This window comes from Hungatella effluvii, assembly GCF_003201875.1.
GTDB classification, from domain to species: domain Bacteria; phylum Bacillota; class Clostridia; order Lachnospirales; family Lachnospiraceae; genus Hungatella; species Hungatella effluvii.
Map to the genome: position 1 here is coordinate 1 of NZ_QJKD01000004.1, position 24,646 is coordinate 24,646.

Consider the following 24,646-nt stretch of genomic DNA (forward strand, 5'->3'; position numbering starts at 1 on the left):
CATCCGAAAACTTCCTCTTAATCGCTTCGCTCGACTTGCATGTGTTAAGCACGCCGCCAGCGTTCATCCTGAGCCAGGATCGAACTCTCATGTTAAATGATTCGTTTGATCCGGGGTCAAAATCAACTAACTAGCTAATTTATTTCCCGTTTTACTTGTTGTTTGGTTCGTATACAATACTTGTATTCGTTCTGAATTTTCTCATTCAAAGCCATCAAACAATGGCTTGTTTTATTAGAATTTTCAGGGTTTTACATACTGTTCAATCTTCTGTTTTCAAAGTGCTTTGCGTTGTTATGTTCTCAACAGCAACTCGTTTATATTACCACATCGTCTCTGTTTTGTCAACAACTTTTTTAATTTATTTTTTTGCTTTTTTCACCGTTTTTCGCGGTGGAGTTAAATTATAGCACATTGACTTGTCCGAGTCAACCATAATTTTACTTTTTTCTCCACGAAAGGGCAAAAAAATAATCATTTGGAAAAGAGCGGAGAAAGAGGGATTTGAACCCTCGCGCCGGTTACCCGACCTACACCCTTAGCAGGGGCGCCTCTTCGGCCTCTTGAGTATTTCTCCGTAGTTCATAGTCTCCATATGATTCGTCCTGCAACAAGATTGTTCCCAGACGCATTGACAATTATACTAGAGAATATTTCGATTGTCAACCCATATTTTCATTTATTTCCTGTTGAATTTTGTCGTGTACTATATCTGCTATTTGAATTGTCCTTAACCCAACATATTGTTCCGGCTGCAGCGGTTCCAGGAAGCGTACCTGGACCTTTTGCTTCTTAATAGAATTAACATCGAATGGTTTGAAACAGTCAATCAGTGCAACCGGCACAATCGGACACCTGGCATTTACCGCACTCTTGAAGGTTCCTCCTTTAAAAGAGAGAAGATTGTTTCCTTCCCTGCTCCGGGTCCCCTCGGCGAATATCACGTAATTTCTTCCCTGCTTCACATCCTCCGTCATCTTTGTGATGACCTTTAAGGATGCTTTTACGTCCTGGCGGTCTATGGACATGCCGTGCATGGCCGCGATGACCTGCTTGATCAATATAATATTAGAAGCTTCTTTCTTGACGACAATCCCCAGCGGATTGGGACAACTCTCCATAATGGCCAGAACATCAAACAGGCCCTGGTGATTGGGAAACAGGATAAAACCGTTTTTTTCGGGCAGATTTTGAATTCCGTGGACTTCTACTTCCACACGGCCTGTGCGGTTTACCGTTTTCACTACATTCCTAATATAATCATATCGCTGCTGTTCTGTGTGGGTATCCCCTGATCTCCCCAGCTTCCAGATATGATAAAACCATATTGGAGCCCGAAAAAAATTCCGAAGCACCATATATGCAATACGGTTCATGATTTCCTCCTGCGTTTCTCTGTATTGTAATTGGACAGAGAAACTATTCTTCCCTGTATTCTTTTATCGCGGTCTCATATAGATTGTTTCCTTTGCTGTCGATAACGACAATCACAGGGAAATCTTCTATCTCCAGACGGCGGATCGCTTCTGTGCCCAGGTCATCGTAAGCGATCACCTCTGAGGAAAGAATCCGCTTAGACAGAAGCGCCCCGGCCCCTCCTACTGCGGCAAAATAGACGGAACCATTTCTGACAATGGCATCCACCACCTCTTCACTTCTCTTTCCCTTTCCAATCATGCCGCCAAGCCCCATATCGAGAAGCTGCGGCGTATACCGGTCCATGCGGCTGGCTGTCGTAGGACCTGCCGATCCGATTGGTCGTCCTTCTCTTGCAGGGGATGGACCCATGTAATAGATCATGTTGCCGCTGATTTCAAACGGCAGTTCCTGCCCCCGGTCCAGTGTCTCCTGCATCCTCTTATGTGCCGCATCCCTGGCGGTATAGATGGTTCCTGATAAATATACGTAATCGCCCGCTGAAAGGCTGGCTGCGTCCTCTTTGGTAATTGGTGCTTTCATATAACGGTCCATACTGTGGTAACCCCTCCTTCTCTTTCTTAGAGTGCTCTTATATAATCCGGTGCGCATGACGGTTTACATGGCAACAGATATTGACCGCCACAGGCAGGCCCGCTATATGGGTGGGGTACGTCTCGATGTTTACCGCCAGAGCTGTGACGCTCCCGCCGAGTCCGCCCGGTCCGATTCCCAGGCGGTTGACTTTTTCGAGCAGTTCCTTCTCAAGCTCTCCTGCATAGCCCGCCGGAGGTTCCTCCTCCAGGTTTCTGGTCAGAGCGTGCTTTGCCATCTCCGCACATTTTTCGAAGGTTCCGCCGATTCCCACACCGATTACCATAGGGGGACAGGCATTGGGACCTGCATCACGGACTGCCGTAAGTACGGCTTCCTTAATCCCTTCGATCCCATCCGCCGGCTTTAACATAAAGATACGGCTCATGTTTTCACTGCCAAAGCCTTTGGGCGCTACGGTGATATCAATCCTGTCTCCATCCGTGATCTCATAATGGATGACAGCCGGAGTGTTGTCTTTCGTGTTGATCCGGTCTACCGGCTCTACCACGGATTTACGAAGATAACCTTCCACATATCCGTCATGCACGCCCTGATTTACCGCGTCTGCCAGGCTGCCTCCTTCTATATGTACGTCCTGTCCTATTTTCAGGAAAATGACAGCCATACCAGTATCCTGGCAGATGGGGATCCTGTCTTCCCCTGCAATTTTTAAATTTTCCTCCAGCTGCTCTAATATCTGCCTTCCCAGAGGCGACCTCTCCCGTCTTACCGCATCACAGAATACATTCTTCATGTCATCCGACAAAACATGGTTCGCTTCAATACACATTTCTTTAATATTTCTTGTTATCTCTTCGGCCTGAATGGTTCTTATCATACGATTCCTCCATATAAATGATGAAATCCATCACTCTCTTTTACTAACTATAAGGGATTGATGCATTGAAATCAAGTATAATCATGTGTTATTTCTTTTGCAATTACTCTTGACAATGGATGGATCGCGGTGTATTATTGTATTAAGTAATTAGTACAGTAATACAAATGGAGGTGAGCGAATGACATGGCATTTTGAAAATGACAGACCAATCTATACTCAGCTTTTGGAGCAGATACGTCTTCGGATTATATCAGGCATCTATGCGGCGGGCAGCCGCCTGCCATCTGTCAGGGAACTGGCGGCAGATGCTTCTGTCAATCCCAATACGATGCAGAAGGCGTTATCGGAGCTGGAACAAAGCGGTATTATCTATTCTCAAAGAACATCGGGACGTTTCGTCACGGAGGACACGGCAATGATTGAACATGTAAAAGAAGAGATTGCAGAAGAAAAAATCAAAGAATTTTTTAAGGTCATGAACAGTCTTGGCCTAAAACCGGGGGATACACTGAAATTAGTAGAAAAAGCGGCAAAGGAGATGAGTCAATGAATTCTATACTACAGTGCAGCCATATTACAAAAAAATTTGGCTCTTTAACGGCTCTCGATGATGTGAATTTCACCATCGAACCAGGCAGAATCGTAGGACTTCTGGGGCCTAACGGAAGCGGAAAGTCGACATTTATCAAGCTGGCCACAGGCCTGTTAACTCCGACAACCGGAACGATCACCATCTGCGATCTTCCGGTCAGTGTTGAGACGAAACGGAGAGTCTCTTACCTGCCTGATAAGAACTACTTAAATGACGGACTGAGAATCAACCAGATTCTTGACTATTTTCACGATTTTTACGACAATTTTGATTTAAACAAGGCTTACGAGATGTTAAAACGTCTGAACATCGATCCGAAGAGCCGGCTGAAAACGCTATCCAAAGGAACGAAGGAAAAGGTTCAGCTGATTCTGGTCATGAGCCGAAACGCTGATCTTTATCTTCTGGATGAACCAATCGGCGGTGTCGACCCGGCGGCCAGAGACTATATTTTAAATACCATATTATCGAATTACAATGAACAGGGTTCCATTATTATTTCCACCCATTTAATTTCCGATATTGAACCAGTTCTGGATGACATCATCTTTATCAAGGATGGAAAGATTGTTCTGACCAGTTCTGTCGATGCAATCCGGGAAGAAAACGGTAAATCTGTAGATGCTCTGTTCAGGGAGGTGTTCAAATGCTAGGTAAAGTATTCAAACATGAAATGAAATCCACATCCCGATTATTTTTACCGCTGATGATCGGATTCATTGCCATTACGCTTCTGTGCAAATTTACATTTGAAACCAGCTACAGTGCGATTCTGGGAAACAACAGGCTGATGGAAACGATTACGGTAATCTTTTTCGTCCTGTATTTTATCTATATCATCGCCCTGTTTGTCATGACTTCCGTGTTTATCGTCATGCACTTTTATAAAACCATGGTGAGTGACCAGGGATATTTAACCAACACTCTTCCAGTGAAGATGAGTACTCTGATCAATGCAAAGCTTTTGTCAGCCATCCTCTGGGAGATTATCGCCGGTGCGCTGTTTATATTATCCATCTTCATCTTTTTCACCGGACACTTAAACTTCAATCTGACTGATCTCCAGCAGCTGCTCCGTGATTTTGGGACTCTCTATCGTGAGGCTTCAAATTACCTGAATATGCCGATTTTCCTGATTGAAGTCACGATTACCTGCATCGCCGGTCTGATTTCCGGACCTCTGATGCTGTATGCGGCGATTGCGCTTGGTCACTTGTTCCGGAAACACAGAGTCCTCTGGGCTATAATCTCTTATTTTGTTATCTATGTGGTAATGCAGATTATCAGCAGCGTGTATTTCTCCATATGCGGTTACTCCTCTCCTCTAATCAGCAATTCGGAGTACGCCGTTCAGACGGTTAAGAATTATATGCTGTTCACCACCATCTTCAGCATGGCCTGCACAGCGGGATTTTATGCAATAACAGATTATATCTTTACCAGGAAGCTTAATCTGGAGTAATATCTTTCGGGTGAAAGGAACAGATAAAAAACGTGGTAATTCCGATCAGAGGATATTGATCCAATCGGGATTACCACGTTTTTTATTTTTATATCCAGCGTTCTCAATCCTGGCTCTTATTTCAATCCATATTTTGAATCCTTGTTATTCCTTCTTGAATATCTTCGCTTCAATCGAAGCGATCGTAATGTTTTCCAGCCGCTTACGGCATAATTCATCGAGATCCGCATAGATTCCATCCATGATGGCGGCCATACCGGATGCGATCATGCAGTCCATTTCCTTGTCTCCTGATTTCCATGAAGCCGATACAAAATCGACCTCCAGGGCATCGCATACCTGTCTTAAATTCACGCAGGATGAGTCTTTTTCAAAATGGTATCCGCCTTCCAGCCCCTCTTTTGTTGAAATGATTCCGGCCTTTTTTAACTTGGCCATGACCTTTCTCACTCTGGCCGGATTGGTGCATACGTTGGAAGCCAGCGCCTCGCTGGATATGGTTTCCTGACGGTGATTCAAATATACCAAGGCGTGGACCGCTATTGCAAATTCACTTGTCATGTGATTCGCCCCCTGTCTGATTCATACTCTTCCCTGAAACCTTAATCTGTAATTATTATTGTTTCAGTTTATATTGTAATACTATCAGTTACAGTTTTTTTTGTCAAGTCCAAACCAAAAGAAATTTCAAACAAATTTATTTTAATATTTTACCCATAATTACAACACAGCCCATAATGATCAGGATGGATACAAAGATTCCGCCCATCCCTTTTCCCATGATTTCCAGAGCTATTAAGAAATTTTCCATCATCATATTTCCCTCCTATAAGAACCTGGTTACCAGGCTGATGACAAGGCCGCCTGCTATGACTGAGGCAATCTGGCCGGATACATTGGCGCCGACTGCGTGCATCAGGATAATATTCCCCGGTTCCTCTTTCTGGGCCATCTTCTGTACTACTCTGGCAGACATGGGGAATGCGGATATTCCGGCCGCGCCGATCATCGGGTTGATTTTCTCTTTACGGAACAGATTTAATATTTTGGCAAACAGCACGCCGCCTATGGTATCAAATACAAAGGCAATCAGGCCAATACCCATGATCATCAGCGTATCGACTCTCACAAACGCCTCCGCACGCATGCTGAAGGAGATTGTAATTCCCAGAAGCAGGGTGATTAAATTGGCGAGCCCGTTCTGAGCCGTGTCGGAAAGATTGCCGAGAACGCCGCATTCTCTCAACAGGTTGCCAAACATTAAGAATCCCACAAGGGCTACCGACATCGGGGCGATCATGCCTACAATGATAGTTACAACGATTGGAAATGCTATCCTCATGGCCTTCGAAACGCCCCCAGGCTTATACTCCATATGGATGGTTCTCTCCTTCTTTGTCGTGACCAGCCTGATGGCAAATGGCTGTACAATCGGCACCAGGGCCATATAGGAGTAGGCGGCCACCGCTATGGCTCCAATATATTTTGAATGGAGAATCTGGGACACGAGGATGGAGGTCGGTCCATCTGCCGCGCCGATAATTCCGATGGATGCTGCGTCTTTCAAATCAAATCCCAGCAGTACCGCCGCACAGATCGCGATAAAGATTCCCAGCTGGGCGGCCGCACCGAATAAGAACATCACCGGCTGGGACAGCAGGGGGCCGAAATCGATCATGGCTCCGATTCCGATAAACAGGAGGATGGGAAGCGCCTCAGACGCTTCGATCCCCACATGAAACAGCCATTCTATAATTCCGTTGGTGTCGCCGACACCGGCCAGCACCTGATTGATAACCCCTGTATTCGGCAGATTCACCAGAATTGCACCGAATCCCATGGGCAGAAGCAGCGCCGGTTCATACTCTTTTTTAATTGCAAGCCATATCAGGATGATTCCCACCAGATACATGAGTATTTGCTGCCAAGTAACAGACATAATTCCCTCTAATAAGAATTCCATTTCCATCCTCCTGTTTTCTCTATTGCCCTAATTTTTATTGTCCTTTTTCTTTCTCCCGGTTCAGTTCTATTTTTACCGTCTTTATCACCTTTTCATTCATCTTAAGGATGGTGTAATGGATGCCATCCTCATACAGCTCTATAGGCATCTGTTTGTCATTCGGTATGTATCCGAGACATTCGATCAGATAGCCTGACAGGGTATCGCAGGAGCTCTCGATATCCTCATGAAGAACCTCATTTAAATCGTACAGGAGGATGCTTCCGGCCGCCTGGTACACATGGGGTTCCACCTCCACAAGCTCCGGCTCCACGTCTTCATACTCGTCGTGTAAATCGCCCACTATCTCCTCGATTAAGTCTTCCATGGTCACAATCCCCGACACGCCGCCGTACTCGTCGACGAGCACAGCCATCTTCAGCTTATTCTTCTGCATCTCCTGAAATAATTTATCCGTCTTCCTGTTTTCAGGAATAAAATACGGTTTCTGCATGATGGCGCGAATATCGATTTCCCTGACGGGCTTCTTATTCGCTTCTATGATAAAATCCTTCATAAACAGGATTCCCACTATATTGTCAATCTCATCCTCGTAGACCGGGATTCTGGAGTGTCTGCTGCTTAGTATTTCGTCGATACTGGACAGCAGAGGCATGCTTAAATCCACAGCGATCATGTCCTGGCGCGGAGTCATGATTTCTCTTGCCTTCTTATCATCAAATAAAAAGATGGAGGTTATCATATCCTGTTCAATTTCATTGAACACGCCGCTTTCCCGGCCGGTCTGGAGCATGGAACGGATCTCTTCTTCAGAAACCTCCTCTTCCAAATTCTCCGTCTTAAGTCCCAGAAGCCTTAATATTCCGTTAGTGGACGCGGACAACAGTGCAATAAACGGGGCCATGATCTTAGAAATGATATAAATTGGCTTAACGGCAAACAGGCTGAAGGCCTCCGCCTTCTGCAGCGCAACCCTTTTCGGCACCAGTTCACCAAATACCAGGTTGAAATAAGACAGGATGATCGTAACCACCACCATCGCTATGCTCTGGCTGTAGGGAATTCCTGACTGCGCCATGCGGTTTCCCAGTATCTGTGAAATACCGGTCGCCGCGGATGCACTGGAAAAGAATCCGGCAAACGTGATTGCCACCTGGATGGTTGACAGAAATCCTGTGGAATTTTCTGATAGTTTTTGAATCAGGGCCGCCTTTTTATTGCCATTGTCGGCGAGCATCCGGATCCTGTTCTTGTTGACAGATACAACTGCCATTTCTGCCCCTGCGAAAAATGCATTCATCATGGTAAGGGCTATTAATAGTAAAATCTGTGCGGCTATCGCAGCCGCGCCTGGGTCACTGTCCAAGCTTAATTCCTCCTTTATTTGGGTTGGGTATTCCGGCATTTTCCTCTAAATAAAGAGTCCGGCGGACCGGACTCCCGCGCCGGAGCGCAGTCGCTTCAGCGGCCATATTTCCTTAGCGCGGAGTACGCATCCTGCCCGGAGGGCTTTTTTTAAAGAGGAACACTTTCCTCTTAAAAAAAAAGACTTTTATTACAGTATGGATTACTCCACACTGCAATAAAAGTCTTGCCATTTCAATTCCCAGCGGATTATTTATTTTTCAATCCACGCTAAAGCGTTCATTAATCGTATTGACGCACAGGAATCCATAAGGTTATGCCGGCTACTCCCCTTTATTGATAGTCTTATTATAATATAAAGAGCGGGAAATTTCTATTAAAAAAATGTTAAGTTTTCCACTGCAGCCTTTTATTCTTCGGTTTCCAGAGCGGTTTCTTCATCTTCCAGGTCCAGATATTCCATGCCTTCGCCCTCTGAATTGCTTCCGTCATCACGGACTTTGGCAATACTTGCCACTCGGATATCGGATTCCTGATCGATATTCATGAGTTTTACACCGGAGGTGTTACGCCCGATTACGGAGATATCTTCCACAGAAATTCTGATTACAATTCCCTCATTGGTGATAATCATAATATCGTGATCGTCATGCACCAGCTTCGCTCCCACGATCGTACCGGTCTTCTCTGTGATCTTATAGCAGAGTACACCCTTTCCGCCTCTCTTCTGCGGGGTAAATTCGTCGATCGGGGTACGTTTGCCCATACCGTTTTCGGATACGATTAACAGCTTCTCACCCTGCGTATCCATCTGCATGCCAACGACCTCGTCATCATCGTTAAGCTTCATACCGATTACACCCATGGATACACGTCCCGTTACACGGACATCGGTCTCATTGAAACGGATACACTGGCCCATCTTCGTAATCAGGAAAATATCTTTTGAATTATCGGTTGCCTTTACCTCGATGAGTTCGTCATCCTCGCGGAGAACAATGGCCTGAAGTCCGTTCTTTCTGACATTGGCGTATTCCATCATCGGGGTCTTCTTTACCATACCGTTCTTTGTCGCCATGAATAAGAACTTGTCGTCGTCGTATTCCTTCATCGGAATGATGGCGGTAATGCTCTCTCCCGGAAGCAGCTGAAGCAGATTGATAATCGCCGTACCTCTGGCCGTCCTGCTTCCCTCCGGAATCGCATACGTCTTAAGCCTGTATACACGTCCTGTATTGGTAAAGAACATAATATAGTGGTGGTTGGTGGTCATAATCAGATCTTCGATATAATCCTGATCGATGGTCTGCATTCCCTTGATTCCCTTACCACCTCTGTTCTGGCTCCTAAAGTTGTCCACGGACATTCTCTTGATATAGCCCAGCTTTGTCATGGCAACAATGGTACTCTCATCCGGAATTAAGTCTTCCATGGACATGTCAAATTCATCGAATCCGATGGAGGTTCTTCTGTCATCCCCGTATTTATCGGAGATCAGCATGATCTCTTCCCGGATTACGCCAAGAAGCTTCTTCTCATCTGCAAGAATGGCTCTCAACTCCTCTATCTTCGCTTCCAGTTCCTTAAATTCGTTCTCCAGCTTCTCACGTTCCAGACCTGTAAGAGCACGGAGACGCATATCCACGATCGCCTGGGACTGAACATCACTTAAGCCAAAGCGCTCCATGAGTTCTGCCTTCGCAATCTGAACGTTCTGCGAATTACGGATAATCCGGATAACTTCATCAATATTATCAAGAGCGATCAGCAAGCCCTGTAAAATATGAGCGCGCTCTTCCGCCTTGTTTAAGTCGTACTGGGTCCTTCTGGTTACGACTTCCTTCTGGTGCTCTAAATACAGCTTGAGCATCTGCATCAGGTTTAAGACACGAGGCTCGTTATTGACAAGCGCCAGCATAATGACGCCGAATGTATCCTGTAACTGGGTATGTTTTAAAAGCTGGTTTAAAATAACATTGGCATTGACATCACGGCGAAGTTCGATGACGATTCTCATACCGGTACGGTCAGACTCATCTCGTAAATCCGTGATTCCATCGATTTTCTTCTCTTTTGCAAGCTCCGCCATCTTTTCGATCAGACGGGCCTTATTAACCATGTAAGGAAGTTCTGTTACGATAATACGGCTCTTTCCGTTGGGAAGCGTCTCTATATCCGTCACGGCGCGGACTCTTATCTTTCCACGTCCTGTACGGTAAGCCTCTTCGATTCCCATCTTTCCCAGGATGGTTGCACCTGTGGGGAAATCCGGCCCCTTGATGATCTCGAGGACCTCTTCCATCTCGGTCTCTCTGTTTTCCTCTACCTGATTATCAATAACTTTAACAACAGCGCCGATCACTTCTCTTAAGTTATGAGGCGGGATGTTGGTCGCCATACCTACGGCGATACCCGATGTTCCGTTGACCAGAAGATTCGGGAATCTGGCCGGAAGAACAACCGGTTCCTTCTCGGTCTCATCGAAGTTCGGTGTGAAATCAACGGTATTCTTTCCAATATCGGCCAGCATCTCCATGGAGACCTTGCTCAGACGCGCCTCCGTGTATCGCATGGCCGCCGCTCCGTCACCATCGACAGAACCAAAGTTGCCATGGCCGTCCACCAGAGGATATCTGGTTGACCACTCCTGCGCCATATTTACCAAAGCTCCGTAGATAGAGCTGTCGCCGTGCGGATGGTATTTACCCATGGTATCACCGACGATACGTGCACATTTACGATGGGGTTTATCTGGTCCGTTATTCAGTTCGATCATTGAGAATAAGACTCTTCGCTGAACCGGCTTCAAACCATCCCTTACATCAGGAAGCGCACGGGCAGCGATAACACTCATGGCGTAGTCGATATACGACTTTTCCATGGTCTTTTTCAAATCTACCTCATGAACCTTATCAAAAATATTTGGTTCCATATTTCTTCTCCTTTATAACGCAATATTAATTGGTTTTTAGATATCCAGATTGCCGTACTTGGCGTTGGCCTCGATAAATTCACGTCTCGGCTCTACCTGGTCTCCCATCAGTGTCGTAAATGTCAGATCAATCTCCGATGCAGTCTCCTCGTCAAAGGCAACACGAAGCAGAATTCTGCGCTCAGGATCCATGGTCGTCTCCCAGAGCTGCTCGGCATCCATCTCTCCCAGACCTTTATAACGCTGTATCTTATTATTGGTGTCACGTCCGATTTCCTTCAGGATGTTATTTAACTCTTCATCACTGTACGCGTACCATACCTTCTTGTTCTTTTCCACCTTATATAACGGCGGCTGAGCCAGATATACATGGCCCTGTTTGATTAACTCCGGCATGAAACGGTAAAGGAAGGTCAGAAGAAGCGTACTGATATGCGCTCCATCCACATCGGCATCGGTCATGATGATGATCTTGTTATAACGAAGCTTCGAGATATCAAAATCTTCATGAATTCCAGTACCGAACGCTGTAATCATTGCTTTAATTTCCGCATTGGAGTAGATACGGTCCAGTCTGGCCTTTTCCACGTTTAAAATCTTGCCTCGAAGGGGAAGGATGGCCTGGGTATCTCTGGAGCGGGCCGTCTTAGCGGAGCCGCCGGCGGAATCTCCCTCGACGATATAAATCTCGCAGTTTTCCGGATTCTTGTCAGAACAGTCTGCCAGCTTGCCCGGAAGAGCCATGCCCTCGAGAGCGGTCTTTCTTCTCGTCAAGTCTCTGGCCTTTCTCGCGGCTGCACGGGCACGCTGCGCCAGGATGGACTTATCACAGATGGTCTTGGCTACATTGGGATTCTGTTCCAGGAAATACGTAAACTGTTCCCTTAAAATGTTATCCACTGCGCCTCTGGCCTCACTGTTTCCCAGCTTCTGCTTCGTCTGTCCCTCAAACTGAGGTTCCTCGATCTTAACGCTGATGATGGCGGTGAGACCTTCCCGGATGTCCTCGCCGGAAAGATTGGCCTCGCTCTCTTTCAGCAGCTTGTTGTTTCTCGCATAGTCGTTCAGTGTATTGGTAAGGGCATTCTTAAATCCTGATAAATGGGTTCCGCCCTCGGGTGTATTGATATTGTTTACAAAACTGTAGATGTTCTCTGTATAAGAATCATTGTGCTGCATGGATACTTCCACGTATACGCCATCCTTGGATCCCTCACAATAAAATACCTGATCGTAGAGTGCAGACTTGCCGCGGTTTAAATATGTGACAAACTCCTTGATTCCGCCTTCGTAATGGAACACATGCTCGTGCTTCTCTTCCCGGTTATCCTTTAATATAATTTTTAAATTCTTTGTTAAGAACGCGGTTTCCCTCAAACGAATCTTCAAAGTATCATAATCAAACACGGTTTCTTCAAAAATAGTATCATCCGGAAGGAAGGTAACCTTCGTACCATGTTCATCAGGACCCGCTTCTCTGATAACCTTAAGGGGATACATGGTCTTTCCCCTTTCATAACGCTGCTTATAGGTCTTTCCATCCTGGGTAATTTCGACTTCCAGCCAGTTTGACAGTGCGTTTACTACAGATGCGCCAACGCCGTGAAGGCCGCCGGACACCTTATATCCCCCGCCGCCGAATTTACCGCCTGCGTGGAGGATGGTAAATGCTACCTCTACTGCTGGTATTCCGGCCTTTTTCTGGATGCCAACCGGTATGCCGCGGCCATCATCGACAACAGTAATGGAATTGTCTTCATTAATTGTAACATAAATCGTATCACAGTAGCCGGCCAGAGCCTCATCCACCGCATTATCGACAATCTCATATACAAGGTGATGGAGCCCCCTTACGGAAGTACTTCCAATGTACATACCCGGTCTCTTTCTGACCGCCTCAAGTCCTTCCAGTATCTGGATTTGATCTGCACCATATTCTTCATTCAAAGCGCTCATAATTATGAATTCCTCCTAATTCTCACTGTAAACTTCACCACTCACAACCTTAAATATCTTATCAATCCGAAACCGGTTGTTGACGAAATCTTCCAGTCCCGTACAGGTGATCATGGTCTGTATATGATTAATTCCCGATAACAAGTGATTCTGTCTGCTTCCATCCAGCTCAGATAGCACATCATCCAGCAAAAGGATTGGATAATCATTTACTGTTTTTTTAACGAGTTCAATTTCTGCAAGCTTTAAAGATAACGCAGCTGTCCTCTGCTGTCCCTGGGAACCATACCTTCTGATATCAATATCATTGATGATAAAGCTCAAATCATCTCTGTGAGGTCCAGTCAGCGTCGTCCTCTGTTTTAAATCCGAAGGCCTGCTTTTTCTTAATGTATCTTCAAACATATCGACTGTGACATTTGGCTCATAGCTGATATGTAAAGATTCTTTTTCTCCTGATAACTGACGGTGGATGGGTCCAACCAGGTCGTTTAGCTGACTTACAAAGGCATCCCGGCACCGGATTACCTCCCGTCCGTACTGAACCAGCTGCATATCCCAGATATCCAGAGTCTCCTCATAGTCCGGCCGGAACATGATATCCTTCAACAGTTTGTTCCTCTGGGTTACAATTTTATTGTACTGAACCAGAGAATGAACATACAGCTTGTTTAGTTGACATAACTCCAAGTCAATGAACCGCCTTCTTTCGGCAGGGCCGTTTTTTATGAGATTTAAGTCTTCCGGAGAAAAAAATACAACATTGACAATTCCGAACAGTTCGCTGGCCTTCTTGATTGGAACACCGTTGACCGCCACGCCTTTTGCTCTGTTTTTCTTTAAATGCATGTCGATTCTGTATGGAACATCTCTTTTTCTGACGTTTAATTTGATATGCGACTCATCCCTGTCAAACTGTATAATTTCTTTATCTTTGCTTCCCCTGTGGGATTTTGTCGTAGCACAGACATAGATTGCTTCTAAGATATTGGTTTTCCCCTGGGCGTTATCTCCATAAAGGATGTTGGTCCCATGACTGAAATCCATATGTAGTTTATCGTAATTTCTGTAATTTTTAAGCTCTATCGACTCGATAATCATGGACTTCTCTTATTCCTCGATTTTAATCGTCTTTCCGTCGTACTCGACGATATCTCCGGCTCTCAGTTTTTTGCCTCGCTGAAGCTCAGTCCTGCCGTTTACTTTGACTAAGGCTTCTTCTATTACATATTTTGCATCCACGCCGGAGCCGACCAGACCCACTGCTTTCAGGGCCTGGCCAAGCTTGATGTATTCATCTCTTAACTTGATTATTTCCAATTTTTTCTCCTTTTTTCATCCCGTCATCCTAAACGGATGCGGCATTGAAGTTGACCGGAAGAATTAAATAGATATATTTTCCTTCTTCATCCCTGATAAAGCACGGGGATTTCGGATTCAGCATATAAAGAGTAACTTCTTCGTCATCGATGATTCTGAGCGCATCAATCAGGAACTTCGGATTAAAGCCGATCATAATATCGCTGCCTGTCTTATGGGCCGTCACTTCAGCGTTCATGGATCCAAAGCTGGAATTCATCTTAAGCTGCAGCTCCTGATCCACCACATTGATGATCAGCGGCTTCTTGTCATTCTCACGGATCAGGATGGTTGCCCTCTCGATGGAATCTAAGAGTTCCCGCTTATTAACCGTGATCTTTGTCTCGTAATCGCTGGAAAGCATCTGGTCGATCCGGAAATACTCGCCTTCAATCAGACGGGATACCACAATGGTATCATCAAACTCGAATAAAATGTGGTTGCTGCTGAAGAAAATCAGCACTTCCTTTTCGTTGTCGCCGCCTAAAATCTTGCTGACCTCACTGAGAGTCTTGCCAGGAACGATGACTTTTATATCATGATACGTATCTTTTAATTCCACATTCCGGATGGAAATACGGTGGCCATCCAGAGAAACGACCTTTAACTGGCTTCCGGAGACCTGGAATAATTCACCGGTCATCATCTTATTGCTGTCGTTGGGAGCAATGGAGAAGATGGTCTGCCGGATGACTTCCTTCAGTGTGAACTGGGAAAGGCAGATGTAATTATCTCTTTCTATATAGGGAAGGTATGCGAATTCTTCTCCGTCACGTCCCTGAATATGGAATACGGATTTTTCGCAGGAAATCGTGGTGGTGAATTTTTCATCGCTTTCAATGGTAACGACAGAATCACCTGCGGATGAAAGCTTTCGGACGATTTCGGATAACAGCTTGGCATCCAGAGCGATCTTACCGCGTTCATGGATGGTTCCTTCTACTTTAGTTTCAATACCGAGTTCCATATCGTTGGCTGTCAGTTTGATCTCTGAACCGCTGGCATCGATGAAGATGCATTCTAAGATCGACATGGTTGTCTTGGATGGAACTGCTTTTAAAACGATGTTGATGCCGTTTAAAATGGCATCCTGTTGAAATGTCAGCTTCATAATTGTTGATAACTCCTTTTCAGTAAATTCACGAATTTTATAGATAGATAAATAGATAAATTCCGTCGTATTAGTAGTAGGGGCTGTGGGTATGTGTAAAAGCCCTTGAACCTTCGAGGGGGACAGGCTTTTCCCTGTGAATAAGAGTGTGAATAACGTCCACATTACTTCAGGAAAACTCTCAGGTTATCCACATGAGCCTGAGAACGGAAAAGAACCCCCTGGTTATCCACAGGGAATCAACATCCAATTCACATGAAATTGTGGATGAATCTACTGCGGACTAAGTTTTTTCTTGAGGATATCAAGAGTGTTTATTAAATTGGAATCATTCTTGGCAACATCGGCTTTTATCTTTTCGATTCCATGGATGATGGTCGTGTGATCGCGTCCCCCCAAATACTTTCCAATGGCCTGCAGCGGTGTGCCCACAATTTCGCGGCACAAGTACATGACAATCTGACGCGGATAGACGATTTCCTTATTCCGTTTCTGGGAACAGATATCGAGGGGAGTGATACCGTAGTGGTCCGCCACCACCTGGATGACCAGTTCCGGCGTCACTTCCCGCTTGTCATTAGGGGAAATGATGTCCTTTAAGGCTTCTTCTGCCAGCTCTACGGTGATTTCCTTGTTGTCCAGCCTGGAAAGAGCGACAATTTTTGTCAGGGCGCCTTCCAGCTCACGGATATTGGACTTAATGTTGGTGGCAATGTATTTAATTACCTCGTTATCGATGTTGTAGCCTTCCATCTCTTCCTTCTTCCGGAGGATGGCCATCCTTGTCTCGTAGTCCGGAGACTGGATGTCTACGGTCAGGCCCCATTCGAACCGGGAACGGAGACGTTCTTCCAGCGTCTCAATTTCTTTCGGCGGTTTATCTGAGGAGATAATAATCTGTTTTTTGGATTCATATAATGCATTGAACGTGTGGAAGAATTCTTCCTGTGTACTTTCCTTGCCGATAATGAACTGAATATCATCGATCAGCAGAACGTCGTTCGTCCTGTACTTATCGCGGAACTCAGTAGGAGAGAAGTTGTTCTTATTACGGATGGCATCGATCAGCTCGTTGGTAAATTTCTCACTCGTTACATAAAGAACCTTTGCATTCGGATTATTTTTCAAAATAAAATGACCGATGGAATGCATCAGATGCGTTTTTCCGAGTCCCACGCCTCCATAGATAAAAAGTGGGTTGTAGATTTCTCCTGGGGATTCGGCAACCGCCAAAGATGCAGCATGGGCCAGATTGTTATTGGCACCGACTACAAAGGTATCGAATGTATATTTAGGATTTAAATTGGCGTTTATGATGGCCGACTGGCTGACCGTGTTAAGCGCGTTGTTAATCAGCGTATTCCCGGTCTGGGCCTTTGGAACTTCCTCCTGCGGAACCTGGTTTTCCACAACGAAGTCCACGTTACATTCAAATCCTGTTACCTCTTCAATGGTAATTTTTAAAAGGAAACCGTACTTTTTACGGATATACCCTAAAAATTCCACGTCCGGGACGGTAACCGTTACGGTGTCTCCGCTTATGGAATGTACTTTCAGTGGGAGAAGCCAGGTTTTGAAGGAAACATCGGTAATTTCGTGCTCTTCCTTCAAATTCAGTAAGATTTCGTCCCATTTTTCTTTTAACTTTTCTAACATCTCAAGTCTCCTACATCTATCAAAATGCAAATAACGGAAAGTCCCCCTCATACCTGTTTGGGGGAATAGTGCGCATTAGCCCAATCTAAAACCATTTTATACTATTTCGGAACAATTTTCAATGATAATAGAAAATTTTTGTGGATAAGTATGTGTAAGACATGTGAATTTGTTGTTTATGGTGTGTTGATAATTATTTTGAAGGGGAGTTGTCCACAAAAATGAGGATATTTCTAAGTTCATTTATACACAGACAGAAAGATTTGAATCTAAGAGGCCTTCTGAATGCGGGGTGTGAACAAAAAACAGGTTATCAAGAGCTTATCCAGAGAGTTATCAACAACTTATCCACATTTTGGGGATAACATTATGTAAATTAACAAAATGCATGTGAAAAAGTACACATAACACCATTGACGCGGCGGCCTCCGCTCGGTATAATGCGCTTGTAACCGTTGCATTGTATCTTGAGAAAAGTAAGTATTCAGCAAAAAACCCGAGGGTTGCAGCGCCAAGTCACGTTTTTGTGACTTGTGTGCACGCCTATAGCTATGAGGGAGGTACGACTGAATAGTTATCTTGAGAAAAGAACAGTAGCACAGGAGGAAAAAAATGAATATTGAGAACAAAACCCGCAACCTGGTACTGGCCGCAGTCTTTATGGCCATTATCATCATCATGGCATTTACGCCTTTCGGGTATATCCCGCTGGGATTCATGAATGCCACCATCATTCACGTTCCGGTCATAATTGGAGCCATTATACTTGGACCAAAATATGGCGGATTCTTAGGATTGGTGTTTGGATTGACCAGTCTGTGGAAAAACACGTACATGCCGAATGCCACATCGTTTGTATTCTCTCCATTTATTAAAATAGGAGAGTACGGCGGGAATTTCTGGAGCCTGGTGATCTGCCTGGTGCCGAGAATTCTGATTGGAATCGTGGCGTATTACGTATTCAGAGGTATTATGAGGACCCTGAAAGCGAACAAGGCAAGAAGAAGCATCGCTCTGGCTGCGGCGGCAGTTGCCGGATCATTAACCAACACACTTTTGGTAATGAATCTGATCTACTTATGTTTTGGAAAAGAGTATGGAGCAGCGGCGAGAGGACTGTCTGAGGGAATCTATGCAGTCATCCTGGGAATCATCTGTATGAATGGAGTTCCCGAGGCCATTGTGGCGGGAGTTTTGACTGTGGCTATTACGCAGGCGCTGTTTAAGGCGATGAAGAGATAAGTGATATAATGGAAGATAAAATTAAAATTTATGTTGTAACGCCGGCGGATGCCGGCGTTCTTTTTTTGAAAATAATAGCATTTATATAGATGATATTATAAATGCTATTATTACCTCCTCCATGCCGCTGCAGCCGATCAGAGCGGCTCTGTATTTCTTTTGCATTGCAGCTTTCCCCTTTCCTGTTAAGTTTATGATGTTCTTATCTTATAAATTGACAGAAGATGAAAAGGGATACATTTTCGTACTCCGTTCTAAACTAGCAGGAGCATACAGTGGATGATTGGAAAGGGTGCGGTAATATAAAGCTTTTTGTGTTTACGATAAAGAAGGAATGTGGTATGATTATCAGGTAGTACTACAGAGAGAGTTTAACGTTAATCTGTTCTTTCATAAGAACATCTGATCAAATTGCCGATAAGACTGGTCAAAACCGGTTGTCAGGGAATTTCATGGAGGTTCCTCCGAAAATTTCTCAGCAATTTTCTAATTTTATATGGGCAGCAAAGGGAAAGGCGGCGTATGCGTATGAATGTGCGGCGGTGATGTGTTTTTGTGCTGTAAAAAAGGCGAAGGTATTGATGGAAGGGGAGAGTGATCGGATGAAAGAGTATCACGACATGTATGACCGGATGGCTAAGAGGTGTTTGATGCTGTCAAACCGTGCAATAATACAGTTTATTAATGGTATTTACGAGGTAAACCATCCTCTGGACAGTGAAGTGACGTATAACTGGACGGAACATGAAGATGATGATTTGAGAAAGACGCTGGCAGATACAATCATTACAATTGGGGGAGTCAGCAGTTACCATCTGGAGTTTCAGATGTCGGAGGATGGAAGTATTACGTTTCGAATTCTGGAATATGGATTTAATCATGCTATAAAAAAACAGAAGGATGAGGCGGTTCTGGAATTTCCGGAGCCGATTCTGATCTGTCTCTATGAGGCGAAAGCAGTACCGGCAGAGAAGACACTGGAGATTCGGTTCGGAAAACAAGGTGTCTATCATTACAAGGTTCCGGTGATCAAATATCTTGCCCTGTCTCAGGAAGAACTGCATCAAAAAAATATGATTATTTTAATCCCGTTCCAACTCTTAAAACTCAGGAAGGAAATTGAAAAAGAGATAACTGAGGAAAACCTGAAGGCGTTGAAATACCTAGTCACACATGATATAATTAATTCCATAGCAATGAATGTGGAGGCAGGTAATATTACACCGACTGACGGACGTAAATTAAAGAGTCTGACTCTGCAGTTATATCATCATATCTACGACAAATATCAGGAAGTAGCGGATGAAGGGGTGAGTGAGGCAGTGGAAGAGGCATTGATTCTGGATATTGATGTAATCGAGATGGAGCATAAGAAAGAAATTAAGAAAAAGGAAAAAGAGATAGAAGAAAAACAGAGTGAAGTTGATGCATTAAAGCTCCTCTTGCAGGGGAAGTCTCCGGAAGAGGCGGCCGAAATCCTGCATATATCTATGGAGCGGATGGAAGAAATCATGAAATCGTAACGAAATAAAAAAAATATTATAAAATTCCAGAAAATCAGGCGGCCGGAAGCAAATAGAAAGGCCGCCTGATTTTTTTTGATACAAAATGTAGTAAATGAATTTATGAGTACCTACATTTTATGGTATAACCCTTATTTTATAAGAAAAAATCGTATTTTTAGCTTGACGAACCTTTATTTCTTCTATATAATTGAAACGATGTTTAACTAAAATAGTCTCAATATGTTTATTCATATTGCTATGATAAGCTATTGTAATAAGAGGAGGTGTCCGTAGATATGAAGATGACGTTTCAGCCAAAGAATAGACAGAGATCTAAAGTTCATGGTTTCAGAGCCAGAATGAGCACTCCAGGCGGAAGAAAAGTTTTAGCTTCCAGAAGAGCAAAAGGTAGAGCGAAATTATCAGCTTAAGGAAAGAAATCCCCTCGCATCTGTACAGGGGAATCATGGAAAGCCCCTTCACATGCGTTCAGGGGAAATGATGGACCAGGCCGCAAGTAATTGTGGCCTTTTCTTTTCTTCATTTCCGTGAGCGGCGAGGAGTGAGGGAGTTCATGAAACATTTTAATTCGATTAAAAAAAACCGGGATTTTCAGGAGGTTTACCAGACTGGGAAATCCTATGCAAACAAGTTACTTGTCATGTATGTGAAAAAGACGGACAGGCCGGAAACCAGAATCGGGATTTCGGTCAGCAAAAAAGTTGGCAACAGTGTGGTCCGGCATCATATAACCAGATTATTGAGAGAAAGCTTCAGGCTTCATGAAGACATGACAGAGACCGGGTTAGACATCGTGGTTGTCGCCAGAGCGGCAGCAAAAGAAGAGAGTTATAAAACAATCGAGAGTGCATATTTGCACTTGTGCGGACTGCATAACATTTTAAAAAAAGAATCGAAGTGATCTTATGGTAAAAAAAATCATGATTTTGTTGATTCGGGGATATCAGAAATTTCTTTCCCCGCTGAAAGTAAGAACTCACTGCATCTACACGCCTACGTGTTCTCAATACGCCATTGAGGCACTGCAGAAGTACGGCGTGTTCAAAGGTACATTTTTGGCTTGTAAGAGGATACTTCGGTGTCATCCTTTTGCAAAAGGCGGTTATGATCCAGTTCCGTAACAGACAGGAAAGTCCCCAGGGGATTCGCTCAGGGGAATTAAGGAAAGTCCCCATCGTATTCGTTCAGGGGAAAATGAGGAGGTAGTTCATTGGAATTTTTAGTACTCACGAAAGTCGGAGGCATTTTGGGGCCGTTCGCAACTGTTCTGGGAATCATTATGGATTGGCTGTTTAAGCTGACCAGTATTTTTGGAATTCAGAACATTGGTTTATGTATTATCTTATTTACACTCGTTACAAAACTTCTTATGTTCCCGCTGACGTTAAAACAACAGAAATCATCCAAGCTGATGAGTATTATGCAGCCGGAACTGAATGCCATTCAGGCAAAGTATAAAGGAAAAAAAGACCAGGATTCCATGATGAAGCAAAATGTGGAAATCCAGGCTTTATATGAAAAATACGGCACATCCATGACAGGCGGCTGTTTACAGCTCGTTATTCAGATGCCGATTCTGTTTGCTCTTTATCAGGTTATTTACCATATTCCGGCCTATGTATCCAGTGTTAAGGATGTATTCATGAACGTAGTAACATCGATTACGTCTCTCGGTGTGGATCATGTGGGAATGCTGACTCAGTTTGCAACAGATAATAAGGTAAATATGGCGATGGTAAAGGATATAGCTACTAATAATGGCCTTGTTGACTTTCTTTATCAGCTGAACCCGACTCAGTGGGCTGCACTTCAGGACTTATTCCCAAGCATACAGGGAACAATCGTGGAAAATGCGGCTAAGATTGAGCATATGAACTCTTTCCTGGGCATTAACCTGGCGAGCACACCGTTCAGTGTCATGTTCCCCAATGGCTTTACAGGCGGCTTTAACTTCAGCCTGGCTATTTTAATCCCGATTCTTGCAGGTTTGTCTCAGTGGTTAAGTGCAAAATTAATGACTGTTAACCAGCCGTCAGCCGGTAATGATGATGGGAATTCCATGGCTCAGTCTATGAAGATGATGAATACCATGATGCCTCTTATGTCCGTATTCTTCTGTTTTACATTTGCTTCCGGTATCGGTATCTACTGGATCGCATCCAGTGTGTTCCAGGTAATTCAGCAGGTATTGGTGAACCGCTATATGGATAAGATTGATATTGACGAGATGGTAAAACAGAACGTTGAAAAGGCAAATAAGAAACGTGCGAAAAAGGGACTTCCTCCGCAGAAGGTTTCTCAGAATGCAACTGCCAATTTAAAGAGCATTCAGGCAGCGAATGAGAGAGAAGAGACTGAGAGACAGGAAAAGATTGAGAAGACGCAGGAGCAGATGAAGGCCTCCAATGATTATTACAGCAGCGGAGCGGCCAATCCCAACAGTATTTCTGCAAAGGCACGTATGGTTCAGAAATATAACGAAAAGCACAGTAAATAGGAGGGGTTCCGGATGGATATGATTACAGTTTCAGCTAAAACCGTAGATGAAGCAATTACAAAGGCATTAATCGAATTGGAAACAACCAGTGATAAGCTGGAGTATGAGATTGTTGATAAAGGAAACAGTGGAATTCTGGGATTCATCGGTTCCAAACCGGCCATCATTCGTGCAAGAAAGAAAGAGACTATTGATGATAAAGCGATTGCATTTCTCGGAGAAGTATTCGGCGCCATGGATATGGGTGTGAATATTGAGACCGCTTTTAATCAGGAAGAAAAAGAGCTTTCCATCAATCTGGCAGGCGACGATATGGGAATCCTAATTGGAAAGCGCGGTCAGACCTTAGATTCTCTTCAGTATCTCGTAAGCCTTGTTGTAAACAGGGAGAGCGAAGATTATATCCGGGTGAAGCTGGATACAGAGAATTATCGGGAGAGAAGAAAAGAGACACTGGAGACACTGGCTAAGAATATCGCTTATAAAGTGAAGAGAACGAGACGTTCCGTATCGTTGGAGCCTATGAATCCATATGAAAGAAGAATTATTCATTCTGCACTTCAGAATGATAAGTATGTCGTAACACGAAGCGAGGGCGAGGAGCCATTCCGTCACGTAGTTATCTCCTTAAAAAAGGACTACTCGAAGAAGGAACGCTATCAGGATAACAGAGATAAATAGAGTAACGTCGATTGAGGGGTTGGGGCTGTCGGAAGGCACCTCACCCCTTTTCTTTTTCAGGTGAAAAATATGAAGATGAATACAATTGCAGCAATTGCCACTGCCATGAGCAGCTCGGGAATCGGTATCGTCAGGATCAGCGGAGACGAGGCATTTACAATTATAGATAAGATTTACAGAGGGAAAGGAAAAAACAGCCGGAAATTATCAGAGGCACCTTCCCATACCATCCATTATGGATATATTGCAGATGGGGATGAGATCATCGACGAGGTTCTGGTCATGTTAATGAGAGGACCGAAGAGTTTTACTGCTGAGGACACGGTTGAGATTGACTGTCACGGCGGCGTTTTGATTACGAAAAAGATATTGGAAACAGTATTAAAATATGGAGCCCGGCCTGCGGAGCCTGGAGAATTTACGAAGAGGGCGTTCTTAAACGGGCGGATGGATCTGGCCCAGGCGGAAGCGGTCATCGATGTTATCAATTCCAAAAATGAGTATGCGTTAAAGGCTTCTGTCAGCCAGCTGGATGGCGCGGTCTCGAAGGCGGTAAAGGCGCTTCGGGAGCAGATTATCTATCAGATCGCATTTATTGAATCTGCGCTGGATGATCCGGAACACATCTCTCTGGATGGGTATGGAGAGTCGCTCTTATCCGCGATCAGGGGGATGAAAGAAGGCTTATGGAAGCTGATTTGCTCGGCTGATAACGGCAGAGTGATGACGGAGGGAATCAAGACAGTCATTCTGGGAAAACCAAATGCAGGAAAATCTTCCCTGATGAATGTTCTCGTGGGAGAAGAGCGCGCCATCGTTACGGATGTGGCGGGAACCACGAGAGATACGCTGGAGGAAACCATCCGGCTGGAAGACATCACTCTGAATGTGATCGATACGGCAGGCATCCGTGATACAGACGATATTGTGGAGAAAATCGGTGTGGAGAAGGCCAGAAATGCCGCCGATGCCGCCGATTTAATCATCTATGTGGTGGATGGTTCCTGTCCTCTCGATGAAAATGACGATGAAATTCTGGAGTTTATCAGGGAAAGAAAGGCAGTCGTCCTTTTGAATAAATCGGACCTGGCAATGGAGATCAGCGCGGAGATGCTGGCATCCAGGACGACACACCGGGTTATCTCTATCTCTGCGAAAGAGCGGGTGGGGATTGAGAATCTGGAAGAAGAGATTAAGGCCATGTTTTACCATGGTGAGATTGATTTTAATGATGAAGTTACGATTACGAATGTCAGACATAAGAATGCATTGGAACAGGCATACAGAAGCCTGGAAATGGTGGAGCAGAGCGTCGAAAACGCTATGCCGGAAGACTTCTATTCCATCGATCTGATGGATGCTTACGAGCAGCTGGGCCTGATTATAGGAGAAGCGGTGGAAGACGATCTGGTCAATGAGATATTCAGTAAATTCTGCATGGGTAAATAGA

Annotated in this window: 23 protein-coding genes, 1 tRNA gene and 1 rRNA gene; 11 read left to right on the top strand and 14 right to left on the bottom strand. The window is 44.6% G+C overall.

All coding sequences use genetic code 11. The annotated features are described in order from the left end of the window. The 5 genes from DFR60_RS08600 to DFR60_RS08620 form a co-directional block, all read right to left on the bottom strand. Positions 1 to 95: ribosomal RNA gene (locus tag DFR60_RS08600) — 16S ribosomal RNA — on the bottom strand; the annotation flags it as partial. 394 nt (positions 96 to 489) lie between these two features. Next, positions 490 to 577: transfer RNA gene (locus DFR60_RS08605), tRNA-Ser, on the bottom strand. A gap of 85 nt (positions 578 to 662) precedes the next feature. Then, positions 663 to 1,376 (bottom strand): lysophospholipid acyltransferase family protein, encoded by a 714-nt coding sequence (locus DFR60_RS08610; RefSeq protein WP_110322541.1) that lies wholly within the window; start codon positions 1,374 to 1,376, stop codon positions 663 to 665. 43 nt (positions 1,377 to 1,419) lie between these two features. Further along, positions 1,420 to 1,971, bottom strand: coding sequence for a Fe-S-containing hydro-lyase (locus tag DFR60_RS08615; RefSeq protein ID WP_110322542.1), 552 nt, complete (start codon positions 1,969 to 1,971; stop codon positions 1,420 to 1,422). A gap of 37 nt (positions 1,972 to 2,008) precedes the next feature. Then, a complete protein-coding gene (locus tag DFR60_RS08620) occupies positions 2,009 to 2,851 on the bottom strand; it encodes a fumarate hydratase (protein ID WP_110322543.1) in 843 nt (280 codons plus the stop codon). Positions 2,852 to 3,032: 181 nt separating this feature from the next. On the opposite strand from DFR60_RS08620, the gene DFR60_RS08625 reads away from it, so the two are divergent. The 3 genes from DFR60_RS08625 to DFR60_RS08635 are packed head-to-tail and all read left to right on the top strand — an operon-like array spanning position 3,033 to position 4,908. Then, the gene (locus DFR60_RS08625; protein WP_002605423.1) at positions 3,033 to 3,404 is read left to right on the top strand and encodes a GntR family transcriptional regulator; all 372 of its coding nucleotides are present in this window, start codon (positions 3,033 to 3,035) and stop codon (positions 3,402 to 3,404) included. Then, positions 3,401 to 4,099: an ABC transporter ATP-binding protein gene (locus tag DFR60_RS08630; protein ID WP_110322544.1), complete on the top strand. Its 699-nt coding sequence runs from the start codon at positions 3,401 to 3,403 to the stop codon at positions 4,097 to 4,099. The genes DFR60_RS08625 and DFR60_RS08630 overlap by 4 nt, the downstream gene beginning before the upstream one ends. Further along, the gene (locus tag DFR60_RS08635; protein WP_110322545.1) at positions 4,093 to 4,908 is read left to right on the top strand and encodes a hypothetical protein; all 816 of its coding nucleotides are present in this window, start codon (positions 4,093 to 4,095) and stop codon (positions 4,906 to 4,908) included. The genes DFR60_RS08630 and DFR60_RS08635 overlap by 7 nt, the downstream gene beginning before the upstream one ends. 144 nt (positions 4,909 to 5,052) lie before the next feature. On the opposite strand, the gene DFR60_RS08640 is transcribed toward DFR60_RS08635, so the two are convergent. The 9 genes from DFR60_RS08640 to dnaA all read right to left on the bottom strand — a co-directional run bounded on the left by DFR60_RS08640 (position 5,053) and on the right by dnaA (position 17,250). After that, positions 5,053 to 5,469, bottom strand: coding sequence for an RrF2 family transcriptional regulator (locus tag DFR60_RS08640; RefSeq protein ID WP_110322546.1), 417 nt, complete (start codon positions 5,467 to 5,469; stop codon positions 5,053 to 5,055). Between the two features lie 265 nt (positions 5,470 to 5,734). Then, on the bottom strand, positions 5,735 to 6,871 hold the full coding sequence (locus DFR60_RS08645; RefSeq protein ID WP_110322547.1) for a sodium ion-translocating decarboxylase subunit beta: 1,137 nt from the start codon (positions 6,869 to 6,871) through the stop codon (positions 5,735 to 5,737). Positions 6,872 to 6,905: 34 nt separating this feature from the next. Next, complete coding sequence (locus DFR60_RS08650) at positions 6,906 to 8,237, bottom strand: hemolysin family protein (RefSeq protein WP_110322548.1); 1,332 nt, start codon at positions 8,235 to 8,237, stop codon at positions 6,906 to 6,908. 408 nt (positions 8,238 to 8,645) lie between these two features. After that, on the bottom strand, positions 8,646 to 11,168 hold the full coding sequence (gyrA, locus tag DFR60_RS08655; RefSeq protein ID WP_110322549.1) for a DNA gyrase subunit A: 2,523 nt from the start codon (positions 11,166 to 11,168) through the stop codon (positions 8,646 to 8,648). Positions 11,169 to 11,204: 36 nt separating this feature from the next. After that, on the bottom strand, positions 11,205 to 13,115 hold the full coding sequence (gene gyrB, locus DFR60_RS08660) for a DNA topoisomerase (ATP-hydrolyzing) subunit B (protein ID WP_110322841.1): 1,911 nt from the start codon (positions 13,113 to 13,115) through the stop codon (positions 11,205 to 11,207). A gap of 24 nt (positions 13,116 to 13,139) precedes the next feature. Then, entirely contained in the window at positions 13,140 to 14,225 is a 1,086-nt protein-coding gene (gene recF / locus DFR60_RS08665; protein ID WP_110322550.1) for a DNA replication/repair protein RecF, read from the bottom strand. 9 nt (positions 14,226 to 14,234) lie between these two features. Then, complete coding sequence (locus tag DFR60_RS08670) at positions 14,235 to 14,444, bottom strand: RNA-binding S4 domain-containing protein (RefSeq protein ID WP_110322551.1); 210 nt, start codon at positions 14,442 to 14,444, stop codon at positions 14,235 to 14,237. A 28-nt stretch (positions 14,445 to 14,472) separates the two neighbouring features. Then, positions 14,473 to 15,594 carry a DNA polymerase III subunit beta gene (dnaN, locus tag DFR60_RS08675; protein WP_002605412.1) on the bottom strand — a complete coding sequence of 374 codons (1,122 nt, stop codon included), beginning with the start codon at positions 15,592 to 15,594 and terminating at the stop codon, positions 14,473 to 14,475. A gap of 273 nt (positions 15,595 to 15,867) precedes the next feature. Then, complete coding sequence (dnaA, locus tag DFR60_RS08680; RefSeq protein WP_110322552.1) at positions 15,868 to 17,250, bottom strand: chromosomal replication initiator protein DnaA; 1,383 nt, start codon at positions 17,248 to 17,250, stop codon at positions 15,868 to 15,870. 612 nt (positions 17,251 to 17,862) lie between these two features. Here dnaA and DFR60_RS08685 point away from each other — a divergent pair. The 8 genes from DFR60_RS08685 (at position 17,863) to mnmE (ending at position 24,645) form a co-directional block, all read left to right on the top strand. Then, on the top strand, positions 17,863 to 18,492 hold the full coding sequence (locus tag DFR60_RS08685; protein WP_002605410.1) for an ECF transporter S component: 630 nt from the start codon (positions 17,863 to 17,865) through the stop codon (positions 18,490 to 18,492). 602 nt (positions 18,493 to 19,094) lie between these two features. Continuing rightward, on the top strand, positions 19,095 to 20,015 hold the full coding sequence (locus tag DFR60_RS08690; RefSeq protein WP_110322842.1) for a hypothetical protein: 921 nt from the start codon (positions 19,095 to 19,097) through the stop codon (positions 20,013 to 20,015). A gap of 278 nt (positions 20,016 to 20,293) precedes the next feature. Beyond that, positions 20,294 to 20,428, top strand: a complete 135-nt coding sequence (gene rpmH / locus DFR60_RS08695; RefSeq protein WP_039891277.1) for a 50S ribosomal protein L34 — start codon at positions 20,294 to 20,296, stop codon at positions 20,426 to 20,428. Positions 20,429 to 20,571: 143 nt separating this feature from the next. Further along, positions 20,572 to 20,919, top strand: coding sequence for a ribonuclease P protein component (rnpA, locus tag DFR60_RS08700; RefSeq protein ID WP_029466960.1), 348 nt, complete (start codon positions 20,572 to 20,574; stop codon positions 20,917 to 20,919). A 4-nt stretch (positions 20,920 to 20,923) separates the two neighbouring features. Next, on the top strand, positions 20,924 to 21,139 hold the full coding sequence (gene yidD / locus DFR60_RS08705) for a membrane protein insertion efficiency factor YidD (RefSeq protein WP_080552254.1): 216 nt from the start codon (positions 20,924 to 20,926) through the stop codon (positions 21,137 to 21,139). Between the two features lie 89 nt (positions 21,140 to 21,228). Further along, complete coding sequence (locus DFR60_RS08710; RefSeq protein WP_110322553.1) at positions 21,229 to 22,515, top strand: YidC/Oxa1 family membrane protein insertase; 1,287 nt, start codon at positions 21,229 to 21,231, stop codon at positions 22,513 to 22,515. A gap of 12 nt (positions 22,516 to 22,527) precedes the next feature. Next, a complete protein-coding gene (gene jag / locus DFR60_RS08715) occupies positions 22,528 to 23,196 on the top strand; it encodes an RNA-binding cell elongation regulator Jag/EloR (protein WP_002605405.1) in 669 nt (222 codons plus the stop codon). Positions 23,197 to 23,265: 69 nt separating this feature from the next. Continuing rightward, positions 23,266 to 24,645, top strand: coding sequence for a tRNA uridine-5-carboxymethylaminomethyl(34) synthesis GTPase MnmE (gene mnmE / locus DFR60_RS08720; RefSeq protein WP_110322554.1), 1,380 nt, complete (start codon positions 23,266 to 23,268; stop codon positions 24,643 to 24,645). Position 24,646: the final 1 nt, after the last annotated feature.